We start from the raw sequence: 12,849 nt of genomic DNA on the forward strand, positions 1-12,849 counted from the left end.
CCCTATGCCTCAAGCCACGCCCCTCTCTCCCCGCTTCCTGTTCATCCTGCTCGGCGCCCTGGCGGGCCTGACCCCGCTCGCGGTGGATATGTACCTGCCCGCCATTCCGGCCATAGCCCGGGATCTGGCCACCAGCATAGACGGGGCCCAGCTCACCATCAGCGCCTTCCTCGGCGGCTTCGCCATCGGCCAGCTGTTCTATGGCCCGCTGGCAGACAGCTTCGGCCGCAAGCCGGTGATCCTGGCGGGACTGACGATGTTCGCCGTGGCCTCTGTGGGTTGCGCCATGGCCGACTCCCTGCCGGAGCTGCTGGCCTGGCGTATGCTGCAGGCTGCCGGCGGGGCGGCGGGATCCGTAGTGGTCAATGCCCTGCTGCGGGATCTGTTCGAGAAGGATGCGTTTTCGCGGGCCATGTCCTTCGTCATCCTGGTGATGACGCTGGCCCCCCTGGTGGCCCCGGTGGTGGGCGGCTACATCAGCGCCCACAGCGATTGGCGGGTGATCTTCTGGCTGCTGGTGGGGGTGAGCCTGCTCATCTGCGTGGTGATGCAGTGGAAGATCCAGGAGACCCTCAAACCCGAACACAGGCAGCCGCTCAAGCTCGGCCAGGTGCTGCGCAACTACTGGGGCGTGCTCTCCCACCGCGGCGCCATGGGCTATGTGCTGTGTGGCGCCCTGTCGAGCTCCGGCATGTTCGCCTTCCTGAGCGCCTCCCCTTATGTCTATATCGAGTATTTCAAGGTACCGACCGAGCACTACGGCTGGCTCTTTGGCCTCAACATCCTGCTGATGATGGTGGTCACCTTCGTCAACAGCCGTCTGGTGAAGGGGGTGGGCGCCGAGCGCATGCTGCAATACGGCCTGACTGTGCTGCCGCTGGCCGGGGCCCTGCTTATCTATAACGCCTGGAGCCAGACCGGGGGCCTCTGGGGCATCGTCATCCCAGTGGTGCTCTTCGTCGGGCACATCAGTCTGGTGGGGGCCAACGCCATGACGGGCCTGATGGGCCACTTCCCCCAGTCGGCGGGCACCGCCTCGGCGCTCGCGGGCACACTGCGCTTTGGCATAGGCGCCGTGGTGGGCATTTTGGTCAACCTCAATCCCCCCGAGTCGCCGCTGCCCATGGCCATCGCCATCGCCGCCTGTGGCCTGGGCTCGGCACTCAGCTACTGGCTGCTCACCGGCAAGCGTGCCAGGGCGGCCTGACGCGCTCTTAGGCTCACCGCGATGCCGACACGAAAAAGCCCTGTCCACCGGACAGGGCTTTTTGCATCTGGGGCGCGGGCCCTCAGGCGTCTGCCGGCAAGCCGCTGCGGGCCAGGATCTCGCTCTCCACGCCATCCAGGCTCAGCTGATTCTTCTTGCGCCAGTAAGCCTCTATGCCCTCCTTGCCCTGGCGGGCCGACCAGTTGGCGAGATCCTCCCTGTCCCCCTGGTAGTCAAACAGGGGCACCGACATGCCGCAGGAGGTCTGGACCCGTTCAATGTCGAGCAGGAAGATCTGGCGGGCCGCCACGCTGGCCGGGAAGCGCGCCAGGGCCGTCTCCCAGTCCGGATCGCCCCGGTGCAGCACCCGCGCCTGACCATAGGCCCGCAGTATCATGGGCGCCCCCTCGAAGGCGCAGAACATCACCGTCATGCGCGGGTTCTGCAACACATGGGCCGCCGACTCGTTACCGCTGCCGGTCAGGTTGAGCCAGGCCAGGGTATGGGCATCGAGAATGCGCAACGAATCCCCGCCCTTAGGGGAGAGGTTGACCGTGCCCTCCCCCGCCGCCGTGCCGACAAAATAGATCTTCTGCGCCGCGATAAAGGCCACATGGCGCGGCGAGAGCGCCTCGAACAGTTGTCCCATAGTCCCTTCCCTTGCAATCTTCATGGTGCTCAGAACAGGGCGCTGTTGAGCCACAGATGCGCCCCTATGCTGACCATATAGCCAAGCAAAATGGCAGGCAACCACTTGAGATGGCCAACGAAGGTATACATGCCCCTGGCCTGCCCCATCAGAGCCACACCGGCGGCGGAGCCGATGGAGAGCAGGCTGCCCCCCACCCCCGTGGTCAGGGTCACCAGCAGCCACTGCCCGGTCGACATCTGCGGCTCCATCGACAACACGGCGAACATCACCGGAATGTTGTCGATGACGGAGGAGAGCAGGCCTATGACCACATTGGCCTGGGTCGGATCCCCCTGATAGAGGAGCTGGGACGCCAGCGCCAGATACCCCATGAAGCTGAGCCCGCCGACGCACATCACCACCCCGTAGAAGAAGAGCAGGGTGTCCCACTCGGCCTTGGCAATCTTGTTGAACACATCGAACGGCACTATGGAGCCGAGGCGCAGCAGCCGCGCCTCGTCACCGGTGCGCTCATAGAGGGCGCGCTCCCGCGCCAGGACGCCAGGCTGGGTCTTGCGCAGGTAGAAGCCGAAAAATTGCAGATAGCCCAGCCCCGTCATCATGCCGAGCACCGGGGGCAGTTGCAGGAAGTGATGGCAGGCGACGGCCGTCCCTATGGTGAGGAGGAAGAGCAGCACTATGGTGGCGGCCCCGCGCCTGAGCGTCACTTCCTCGTCCAGCACCCTGGGGGCATGGCGCGGCACCATCAGGCTCATCAGGAGGGCCGGGATCAGGAAGTTGAGCAGGCCGGGGATGAAGAGCGCGAAGAACTGGCCGAAGGGCACCTTGCCCGCCTGCCACACCATCAGGGTGGTGATGTCGCCGAAGGGGCTGAAGGCGCCGCCGGCATTGGCCGCCACTACGATGTTGATGCAGGCCAGGTTGATGAAGCGGCGATCCTCGTTGGCCACATTGAGCACCACTGTGCACATCAGGAGCGCAGTGGTGAGGTTGTCCACTACGGGGGAGATGAAGAAGGTCAGGAACCCGGTGAGCCAGAACAGGGTGCGCAGGCTGAGCCCGGCCCGCACCAGGCGGGCGCGCAGGGCGGCAAACAGCAGCCTGTCCTCCATGGCGTTGATGTAGGTCATGGCCACCAGCAGGAACAGCATCAACTCCCCATATTCCAGCAGGTTTTGCCGAAACCCCTCGTGGGCCAGCGGGCTCAGCCCCGCGTCCGCATAGACGACGCCAATGGCTATCCAGATGATGCCGGCGGCGATCAGCACCGGCTTGGATTTTCGCAGCTTCAGGTACTCTTCGGCCATCACCAGGAGGTAGGCGAGCACGAAGATGACGAGGGCAAAGAGGCCGACGCCACTGTGGGTCAGGGCTAGGGGGCCGCCCTCGGCCAGGGCGGGGCCACAAAACAGGCAGAGCCCGGACAAGGGGGCAAGGCGTGAGGATCCAGACATGAGTGCGCGTCTCTTGAGAACTGTCTGGCATTGAGGCTAGCAGTGGACAGGGAAGTCACCCTCATCCCTATCCGGATGATCGAGCCACCCGCCTCGGTCGGGCAGGCGGCGTGGCTTAGGGGGCATCAGGGGGATTTTTTGCCAAAACCGGATTGCTTGAGGGTGTAGCCGGCGCTGTTTTGCCAGGCATCCAGCCCGCTTCTGTTGTTGCCCGCCGCCCGCCTCGGCCGGGCAGGCGGCGTGGCTCAGGGGGCATCAGGGGGATTTTTTGCCGAAACCGGATTGCTTGAGGGTGTAGCCGGCACTGTTTTGCCAGGCGTCCAACCCGCTTCTGTTGTTGCCCGCCACCCACCTCGGCCGGGCAGGCGGCGTGGCTCACTCAAGGGGCATCAGGGGGATTTTTTGCCAAAGCCGGACTGCTTGAGGGTGTAGCCGGCGCTGTTTTGCCAGGCATCCAGCCCACTTCTGTTGTTGCCCGCCACCAGACTGGCGGCCAGGCTCGGGCTGTTGAACAGCTGATCGGCGCTAAACACGAAGCCCCCCTCGGCTCGGGGCACAAGCACCCCCTTGGCCAGCAGCTCCTGGCGCAGCTCGATCACCGCCTCGCGCAAGGAGGCGGCATCCTCGCCGTTGGCGGTGGAGCCCGCCTGCACCATGAAGCCGGGGTTCTGTCGCTTGCCCACCGGATAGCCATGGGCCTCGGCCCCCTTGCCGTTGAAGTGGTAGAGCTCGCGCTCGCCGGGCTTGTTGTCGGAGAGCGCCTTTTGCAGGGTCATCAGCTCGTTGTAGATATCGATGGGGACCACGGCAGCCTGCTTGGCCCCCTTGCTGTCGACGATAAAACTGACTTGCTTGTGTAACATCCTTGCTCATCCTGTGACCCATGGAAGCCCCTATTCTAACCACCTCTGGCAAGCGGGATCCAGCAAGGATCCTCATCCCTTTTGCAGGCGCGATCACTAACTGGCATAGTGACTGACATTGTGAAAGCCATTGGCCATCAACCGGTTATCCCATGTTGAATCTGCGCAACCTCGGTAAACACTTCGCCAACGGCGGTGAGACGCTCCCCCTGTTTGCCGGTCTGGATCTCAAGCTCAACCCCGGCGAAACCTGTCTGCTGCTGGGGCAGAGCGGCTGTGGCAAGTCCACTCTGCTCAACCTCATTGCCGGTCTCATCCCCCCGGATGAGGGGGAAATCTGGTTGGGAGAGACCCGGCTCGACACCCAGTCTCCGGACGAACGGGCCCGCCTGCGCGGCCGGCATTTTGGCATCGTCTATCAGGACTTCAACCTGCTGCCGACCCTCACAGTGCTGGAAAACCTCTGCCTGCCCCTGGAGATAAACCACCTGCCCCGCGACATGGCGCGCCTCGATGCCCTGCTCGAACGCCTGGGGATGAGCCACAAGCGCCACGCCTGGCCGGAGCAGCTCTCCGGCGGCCAGCGCCAGCGGGTGGCCCTGGCCCGGGCCCTGGTTCACCAGCCAAAGTGGCTGCTCGCTGACGAGCCCACCGGGAGTCTCGATGAGCACAACGCCGAGCAGGTGATGGGGCTGATGATGGCGGCGGTGCGCGACACCGGCGCAGGGCTCTTGCTGGTGAGCCACAACCCCGGCTATGGCGCCCTGGCAGACAGGGTGCTGCGCCTGGAAGGGGGGCAGTTGCTCGAGGCCGGACCCCATGGGTGACGCCCGCTGCCGGGATGCATCATGCTGCCGCTGAAGGCGCTGCTGCGCCTCTATCGCGCCCACCCCTGGCTGCTGCTGATGAGCCTGGCCGGGCTCATGCTGGGGGTCACCCTGGTGGTGGCCATCGAGCTCTTGAACCACAGCGCCCGCACCAATTTCGTCGCCGCCCGCAGCCAGCTCGCGGGGGACGCGAACTACCGCCTGGCCCCGAGCGGCGGCCTGGATGAGGGGCTCTACGTTCGGCTGGTGCGAAGCCAGCCCGCTCTTGACGCCATGCCCCAGTTGCACGCCTGGCTCAAGGACGAGCAGGGGCGCAGCTTCCAGCTGCTGGGGATGGATCTCTTCAACCCGGGCCCCCTGCGCCGACTCTTTGGCGAGCAGCCGGGGCGCGAGCCTGACTTCACCCTGAGCCGCGCCGACAGCGTCTGGCTCTCGGCCCCCGAGGCGAAACGCCTCGGCTGGTCGCTGGGGCAGTCTCGCTCCTTTATGCTGGGCGGTGACGGGGAAAGTGCCCGCACACTCACCCTCACCCTCGCGGGTACCTTCGAGCCGGGCGCCGTCCCCATGGAGCGGCTGCTGGTCACCGACATAGGCCTGGCCCAACCCCTGCTTGGCAAGGCAGGAAGGCTGGATCGCATCGTCTTCAAGTTAAGCGACGCAGAGGCCAATGCCTTGCAAAGGGCGCTGCAAACCTATTACCCCCATCAGCCGCTCTGGCTCGAGCCCATCAGCCCGGCCCTCGATGCCAGCCAGCTCGGGGATGCCCTGGCCCTCAACCTCAGTGCCCTCTCCCTGCTCGCCATGGCGGTGGGATTGTTTCTGGTGTTCAACGCCCAGCGCTTCGTACAGAGCGTGCGCCGCCCCCAGCTCGCCCAGCTCATCATCCTGGGGATGCCGCCAAGCCGGGTACTCCGCTATCTGGCCCTGGAGCTGCTCATTCTCGCCACCATAGGCACCCTGCTCGGGCTGATGCTCGGCAGCCTCTTGGCGTTGGCCCTCATGGGGCAGCTCACCCAGGCGCTGGCAGACCTTTATGGCCCCAACCCCATCGATCTGCTGCGCCTCTCCCCGACCAGCCTCATCAAGGCGCTGCTGATAGGCTTGGCTGGCACCCTTGCCGCCAACCTCCCCGGCTGGTGGCAGTTGCTGCGCCAATCCCCTCTTGAACTGCGGGAGGGGAGCAGCCGCCCGCCGGTTCATCCCTGGCGCAGGCGTCTGCTCGCCATCGCCATACTGTTGCTCTGCGCCCTCTGCCTCTTGTTGCCGCAGACCGGCCTGGGGGGCGCCCTCTTCGTGGCCGGAGGCTGGCTGCTCGCCATGGCCCTCGCCCTGCCCGATGCCCTGCGCGCTCTGCTGGGGCGGCTGCGCGGGCACGGCCCCCTCAGCGTCCGGCTCGGGGTGGCCGAGACCCAATACCATCTGGATCGCACCGCCATCGCCGTGATGGCGCTGCAACTTGCCATAGCCGCGGCCATCGGCATCGGGGTCATGGTGTCGAGCTTTCGTTCGAGCGTGGAGATCTGGCTCGGCCAGCGGCTCGCCGCCGACCTCTATGTCAGCGCCCCCAAGGGGGTGGCAGGCAGCAGAGGCCAGCTGAGCGAGCAGACCCTGACCGCCATACTCGCCGAGCCAGAAGTGAGCGCCGCCTCCCGCCGCGCCGTGCACCCCGCCCGCTGGCAGGGGCAGCCCATAGAGTGGGCGCAGATGGACTTTATCCCCGAGCTCAAGGCCGCCTATCCGTTGCTGGCCGGGCGCTGGCCCGCCACCCCCGACGAGGTGCTGGCGAGCGAGCCGCTCACTGTGCGCCTCGGAGTCAGAGTGGGTCAGACCCTGGATGTGACGAGCGAAGGGGGGCCAAGGCGGCTCACCGTCACCGGCGTCTATCAGGATTACGGCAGCGACAAGGGGCAGATACTGCACGCCTTCGAAGGGGGCAAGGTGCAATCCCTCGCCCTCTTCAGCACGGACCCCGAGGGCCTAAGCGATCGGCTGCGCGCCCGTTTTGGCGAGCGGGTGAACCTGCTGCCCGCCCCCGCCATCCACGCCGCGGCGCTTAAGGTGTTCGATCAGACCTTTGTGGTGACCGAGCTGCTGAAATTGCTGATCCTCGGCATCGCCTTCGTCGGCATAGGCTCCGCCTTTATGGTGCTGGGGCTGGCCAGGCGCGGGGAGTTGCAAACCCTGCAGAGCCTAGGGATAGGCCCCCGCCACTGCCGCCGCCTGCTGGTGTGGCAGGGGGCGGGATTGGGGTTGCTCACGGCGCTGCTGGCCCTGCCGGTGGGCTATGGCCTCGCCTGGGTGCTGATTGAGGTGGTCAACCCCCGCGCCTTTGGCTGGCGTCTCGCCTTCGAGGCCGCCCCCTTGCACGCCGTCACGGCGCTCTTGCTGGCCCCCCTGTGCGGGGCGCTCGCCTCCTGGTACGCCGCAAGGAGAGTCGTATGAAATTGAGTTGGAAGTGGCCGCTGATGATTGCCTGCATCCTGTATGGCGCTACGGTCGGTGCCAGCGATCTGGGCACCCTGCTCGGGGGCGGCAGCGATCAGTTCAGGAAGGCCGAGCCGGGCCAGCCCATCCGCCTGCCCGCCGATCACGGCGCCCACCCGGACTACAGATCCGAGTGGTGGTATCTTACCGGCAACCTGAAAGACGAGCAGGGGCGCGACTACGGCATCCAGTGGACCCTCTTTCGGCAAGGTGTCGAGCAGCAGATCACATCGGACAACCCCTGGCTCAGCCCCCAGCTCTGGCTGGCCCAGTTCGCCATCACGGATCTCGCCCGTGGCAGCCACCGCCAGGATGAGCGCACCAGCCGCCAGGGGCCCGGGCTCGCCGGGGCCAGCGGCGGCGAATATTGGCTCAAAGAGTGGCGGCTGGCCTCTCAAGGCGATGCGCTCTTTCCCGCCACCTTGAAGGTGCAGAGCAAGATGGGTGAGCTGAACCTCAAGGTGAGTGCCGCCAAGCCGGTGGTGCTGCAAGGCAAAGCGGGTTACAGCGAGAAGAGCCCGGGCAACGCCTCCTTCTACTACTCCTACCCGCGCCTGACACTTAGCGGCACTTTGACCCTGGAGGGGGAGACCCGCAATGTCACGGGCCAGGGGTGGTTTGATCACGAGTGGAGCAGCTCGGTACTGGCCCAGTGGCAGTCGGGCTGGGACTGGTTCTCCCTGCAACTCATTGATGGCCGCGAGCTGATGCTGTTTCGCCTTCGCACCAAAGCGGGCCGCCCCGAGCCTGAAAACCGCTACGGCATACTGATCGAGCGGGACGGCAGCAGCCGGGTGCTCGCCCCCGAATCCATCGTCCTCACCCCCGGTAAAACCTGGCGCGGCCCCAAGGGCCAAGACTACCCCGTCGAGTGGCAGCTTAAGGCCGCCGATCTGAACCTCGTTATCAAGGCGCGCCAACCCAATCAGGCCATGACGGGGCGCTTTGACTACTGGGAGGGGGCTGTAACTGTGGAGGGCGATGCGCAAGGGCTGGGTTATCTGGAGATGACGGGGTATTAAGCCCCCAGTTTATGGCCGCGTCCCCTGCTACCACTTTCTTGTTCACCAGCCCCAACTATCTTGGTAGACCTCCGTCAAAATCTGACCGGCATCAAGATTTCATTCAAATTCCACGAGTTAGCTGCGTTTTCACTCAACAAGGATAGTCAGCGTTTGATAGGCTTCTCATCCGGCCCTCGCCACCCTAGAAACACCAGAGGTGTGCCGATGCTCTATCTCTCTTCAATTCGGTTAAAAACAGCATGCGGGGAGCTGTTCCCCGTGCGGTAGCTATCTCGCTTATTACCATCACGTGTGTCTAGATACCAACTAGTGACGCTCGGTTATATACACTATAATTTTCAATAAATTGTCTAAATAGATATATACCAAGTATTCAATTTTTTTGGCTGGCTTTATCATTGTTATCTTTTCATTCTGGTTACATATTGAGGCATGGGATTTGTTAATTAATAAAAACTGGGACCTTCAAACTACATTTGAAGTAGTAAATAGAAATTATTATCCAGGGGGGATGCAAAGTGGCCCTCAACGAAACAGATTGATAGAAACCTGGGGGCAATTAGTTGGTAAATCAAGGGCTCTGAGCGAACTTGACTCTTTGGTCGTTGACTATGGCTCAATAAATAAAATGTCCAAGTCAGTACGAATGGCATCACGTACTATCAAAAATCTCAGAGTCTTTTTCGAATCACTACCAGATGAATTTGAAAATCCAGCTCCAATTAAAAAGCATATATTTAGTGAAGGTGAAAAATGCACATTAGAAGAGGATTTACATAATGAGTTTAAAGAGATAAAAGGTCAGAATCCAACTAAGTCGATCCAGAACATTGTCGATGAGTACATACTGGCATTTCTCAATAGCTCAGGTGGTAGTGTTTTTTGGGGAATTCGAGATGACGGCATAATCAAAAGTATAATTTTGGATAGCCGATTAAAAGATGATATAAATAAATGCATCAATTTAAAGATAAACACTATTGAGCCTTCAATTGACCCCACAAGAATAAATGTAATATTTCATGGCGTGGTTGGAATAGATGGTGGTTATGTGCTTGAGGTACGCGTCCCTAAATCAAATTTATCTGGCTTACATTTTAACTCATCTGGCCATACTTGGGTAAGAGTCAATGGGTGTAAGCAAAAGTTGCAAGGGGTTGCGTTACAAGATTATATCATCCAAAGATTACAGAATAAATTTTAATGACAACACTTAACATTTATTCACACAAATAATTTCTTAAAACTATAAAAAATGAGCCGGGTTATATAAATGACTAGAGAAGACAAGCGGATATTATTACTCGAATTCTTCAGAGAAAAAGAAGAAAACAACGAATGCTTTTCAGTAACACAAGCTGCAGCTGCCACTGGATACAATCCTAAAAGCATCATCAAATATATAAGCGAAAAATTAAAAGGAAAATTCATCTTTAAATCAGAAAGTAATTATTTTATTTCAAAAGGGCTAACAAAGATATCAAATGATGAGTTTATTAGACTTATGTCTCAAAGCACATCATCAAAAGAAATAACGCCACAGGAAAAGATGTACCAACAGCTAATCAAGAGGAGCCTTGACGCATTTACTCTTGCGTTAGAAGTTTACAATAGGCCTAGTCTATGTAATCGAGTCGAAGCATTCACTATTATGATGGTCAATGCATGGGAGCTCTTCTTAAAGGCTGAGATACTAGATACTTTCGGTGAAGAAAAAGTATTTTATAAAAATGGTAAAAGCATCTCAATCTCTGATGCACTTCCTCTTAGAATTCAAAACAACGACCCAGTTAAGCGAAATATTGACACATTAATTTTGCTGCGAGATCAAGCGACTCACTTGCTTATTCCTGAGTTACAACCACAACTTTCACGCCTATTCCAAGCTAACGTTTTTAACTATCAAGATAGATATAGAAAGCAAATGGGCAACTCACCTCTTGCAGGGCAGAGTGTGGGGATGCTTAGTCTAGTTATCGACGGACCAGCACCTGAAATTGGTGTTATTAAAGAAAACTATGGAGCATTAACAGCGACGGAAGTTGATAAATTCATTAAAGCTTTTGACGATACTAATAGAGCGCTAAACTCTGATAAATTTTCCATTAGCATCGAGTACATGCTTGCTCTTGTTCGAAATCCAAATAAATCAGATTTGGTACTGAGTACAGGAGAGCAAGGGCAGAAAGCAATAATAATAACTCAAGCAAAAAATCTCAATGACACCCATCCATACTTTACCGATGATGCGATTTTAGCAATCAACACTAAACAAACAGCATCAAAGATAAATAGGCATTCATTTCAGGCTATCGTCTTTAAACATAAAATAAAAACGAATAAAAACTCAGATATGTACAATTTCACTGATAGAGCTCGATACTCTGAAGCATTTGTTACCTGGGTCGTAAAAAATATAACCGAGCAAGCCGGCTGGCTACAGAAAGCATTAGATACATATAAACCAAAAGGTAGGAAGCGCAAAATAGCATGATCTTGCACCTTGATAAACGTTGGGCTGCGTATTACTCAGCCCAATCTACCTTGTAAAAACGCCAACGACTGCCGATTGAAGTGATCCGGCTGCTCCACATTGCAGACATGGCCGCAGTTTTCGATGATGGCGAGCTGGCTGTAGGGGTCGCGGGCGACCTGCTCGCGTACCGGGGCGATAAACATATGATCCTCCTCCCCCATCAGGTAGAGGGTCGGGATCGGCAGGGCGCGCTCCTTGAAGTAGCGCATCAGGGGGTTCACCTCGGTGGCGAGGCGGAACCAGCGTTTGAACTCCTTCTGGCAGAGTTTGCGGGCCTCGCGCACGAAGAGGTTGCGGGACTCCTGATGGTGCTGGCGCGGCATGATGATGAAGGCGAACAAGCGGTAGAGCCACATGTAGGGCAGTATGTGCTGGCCGACCCGGCCAAGCTGCACCAGCACCCGGGAGCGGATGTCGAGGCGCAGTATGGCGCCGCCGAGCACCATGCTCTTGACCCGCTCGGGGCAGAGCTCGGCCAGGTGGCGAATGAGGATGGTGCCAAGGGAGATGCCGACAAAATGGGCGCGGGGAATGCGCAGGTGATCGAGCAGCCGCAAGATGTCCTCGGTCACGGCCCGAAAGCTGTAGTGCCCCTTGACCACCTGTTGCAACTGGTTGGATTGGCCGTGGCCGCGAAGATCCAGCAGTAGCACGTTGAAGTGCTCCCGGTAGGCGCGCAGTTGCTTGAACCAGATGGAGGAGCTGCCGCCTGCTCCGTGCACGAACACCACCCAATCCCGCTCGGGGCCAAGCTCAAAGGTCTTGTGGTACAACATCTTATGGGCTCCCGGGGGGGTTGGGGGATATACTCGGCGGGCATATTAACAGAAGGGGTGCCCCGCTGAATATGCTGCCACCCATCATCGGACCAGCATGGAGTCCTGTATGAGCCTTGCATCGTTACGTGAATTTCTGCTAAGCCAGCCAGGCGCCACCGAGGATACCCCCTTTGGCCCGGAGATCCTGGTCTATCGCATCGCCGGCAAGATGTTCGCCCTGGTGGACTGGCAGGCAGAGCCGCTGACCATCAACCTCAAATGCGAGCCCGAACTCGCCCTGCTGCTGCGAGAGATACACCCACAAGTCAAACCCGGCTGGCATATGAACAAGCAGCACTGGAATACGGTGACCCTGAGCGAGAATCTGGACGCCGAGCTCTGGCAGGGCTGGATTGAACACTCCTACCAGCGCGTGGTAGCGGGCTTGCCCAAGGCCAAGCGGCCGCAGGCGCCGACCTTATCAGCAAAGGCAGGATAACAGCCATGCCGCAGACACAAAACACCGTGCCCGCCCGGAGCATCCCCCTGAGGGAGCAGCACATCCCCGCCCTGCTCGCCCTGTTCGAGCAGTCGGTTCGCCGCCTGGGCCCGGAGCACTACAGCCCGGAGCAGGTGGAGCAATGGGCCCAGGGCGCCCGTCATCCCGGCCTCGCCAGCCAGCTGCGCGAGCACCACGGCTGGGTCATGGAGCAGGAGGGCATGCCCCTTGGCTTTGTCACCTTAAGCGATGATGGCCACCTCAGCCTGCTCTATGTGAGCGCGGATCATCAGCGCCAGGGGCTCGGCGGCCTGCTGCTGGAGCGGGCCTTGCAGGCGGCCAGCCAGCTCGGCCTGCACAGACTGACCACAGAGGCCAGCGCCTTCAGCCTCGCACTCTTTCTGCGTCACGGCTTCGAGCAGGCCGGATTGGAAACCGTGGAGCGCGGCGGGGTCAGTTTTGTCCGCCATCGCCTCTACTGCCGCTTGCCAAGCCAGGGCCAGCCACTAAAATACCCACCATTTCCCCAAAGCAATGAATGAAG

The 12,849-nt window shown here is 59.7% G+C and carries 12 protein-coding genes and 1 pseudogene; 8 read left to right on the plus strand and 5 right to left on the minus strand.

Going from position 1 to position 12,849, the window contains the following annotated elements; all coding sequences use genetic code 11:
- The first annotated feature begins 4 nt into the window (after positions 1-4).
- On the plus strand, positions 5-1,207 hold the full coding sequence (locus G4923_RS12925) for a Bcr/CflA family multidrug efflux MFS transporter (protein WP_163137305.1): 1,203 nt from the start codon (positions 5-7) through the stop codon (positions 1,205-1,207).
- A gap of 82 nt (positions 1,208-1,289) precedes the next feature.
- Here the strand turns inward: G4923_RS12925 and G4923_RS12930 are convergent, their stop codons facing one another.
- From G4923_RS12930 to G4923_RS12950, 4 genes and pseudogenes are all read right to left on the minus strand, one after another.
- Complete coding sequence (locus G4923_RS12930; RefSeq protein ID WP_163137306.1) at positions 1,290-1,856, minus strand: pyridoxamine 5'-phosphate oxidase family protein; 567 nt, start codon at positions 1,854-1,856, stop codon at positions 1,290-1,292.
- Between the two features lie 29 nt (positions 1,857-1,885).
- Entirely contained in the window at positions 1,886-3,313 is a 1,428-nt protein-coding gene (gene nhaD, locus G4923_RS12935; RefSeq protein WP_163137307.1) for a sodium:proton antiporter NhaD, read from the minus strand.
- Positions 3,314-3,568: 255 nt separating this feature from the next.
- A pseudogene (locus G4923_RS12945) lies at positions 3,569-3,664 on the minus strand (DUF4357 domain-containing protein); the annotation flags it as partial.
- Positions 3,665-3,702: 38 nt separating this feature from the next.
- Positions 3,703-4,176: a DUF4357 domain-containing protein gene (locus G4923_RS12950; RefSeq protein ID WP_025326602.1), complete on the minus strand. Its 474-nt coding sequence runs from the start codon at positions 4,174-4,176 to the stop codon at positions 3,703-3,705.
- Positions 4,177-4,328: 152 nt separating this feature from the next.
- Here G4923_RS12950 and G4923_RS12955 point away from each other — a divergent pair, with 152 nt between their 5' ends.
- From G4923_RS12955 to G4923_RS12975, 5 genes are all read left to right on the plus strand, one after another.
- Positions 4,329-5,003: an ABC transporter ATP-binding protein gene (locus G4923_RS12955; protein WP_111912345.1), complete on the plus strand. Its 675-nt coding sequence runs from the start codon at positions 4,329-4,331 to the stop codon at positions 5,001-5,003.
- 21 nt (positions 5,004-5,024) lie between these two features.
- Entirely contained in the window at positions 5,025-7,445 is a 2,421-nt protein-coding gene (locus G4923_RS12960; RefSeq protein ID WP_163137308.1) for an FtsX-like permease family protein, read from the plus strand.
- On the plus strand, positions 7,442-8,509 hold the full coding sequence (locus G4923_RS12965; RefSeq protein WP_163137309.1) for a lipocalin-like domain-containing protein: 1,068 nt from the start codon (positions 7,442-7,444) through the stop codon (positions 8,507-8,509). The genes G4923_RS12960 and G4923_RS12965 overlap by 4 nt, the downstream gene beginning before the upstream one ends.
- A gap of 385 nt (positions 8,510-8,894) precedes the next feature.
- On the plus strand, positions 8,895-9,716 hold the full coding sequence (locus G4923_RS12970) for an ATP-binding protein (RefSeq protein WP_240455336.1): 822 nt from the start codon (positions 8,895-8,897) through the stop codon (positions 9,714-9,716).
- Between the two features lie 69 nt (positions 9,717-9,785).
- Positions 9,786-11,006 (plus strand): DUF3644 domain-containing protein, encoded by a 1,221-nt coding sequence (locus G4923_RS12975; protein WP_240455338.1) that lies wholly within the window; start codon positions 9,786-9,788, stop codon positions 11,004-11,006.
- A 35-nt stretch (positions 11,007-11,041) separates the two neighbouring features.
- Here G4923_RS12975 and G4923_RS12980 read toward each other — a convergent pair whose 3' ends face one another.
- Positions 11,042-11,824 carry an alpha/beta fold hydrolase gene (locus G4923_RS12980; RefSeq protein WP_163137310.1) on the minus strand — a complete coding sequence of 261 codons (783 nt, stop codon included), beginning with the start codon at positions 11,822-11,824 and terminating at the stop codon, positions 11,042-11,044.
- A 109-nt stretch (positions 11,825-11,933) separates the two neighbouring features.
- Here G4923_RS12980 and G4923_RS12985 point away from each other — a divergent pair, with 109 nt between their 5' ends.
- On the plus strand, positions 11,934-12,305 hold the full coding sequence (locus G4923_RS12985) for an MmcQ/YjbR family DNA-binding protein (RefSeq protein ID WP_163137311.1): 372 nt from the start codon (positions 11,934-11,936) through the stop codon (positions 12,303-12,305).
- A 5-nt stretch (positions 12,306-12,310) separates the two neighbouring features.
- Entirely contained in the window at positions 12,311-12,847 is a 537-nt protein-coding gene (locus G4923_RS12990) for a GNAT family N-acetyltransferase (protein ID WP_163137312.1), read from the plus strand.
- Positions 12,848-12,849: the final 2 nt, after the last annotated feature.

The organism is Aeromonas rivipollensis, assembly GCF_010974825.1.
In the GTDB taxonomy this organism is placed as follows: Bacteria; Pseudomonadota; Gammaproteobacteria; order Enterobacterales; family Aeromonadaceae; genus Aeromonas; species Aeromonas rivipollensis.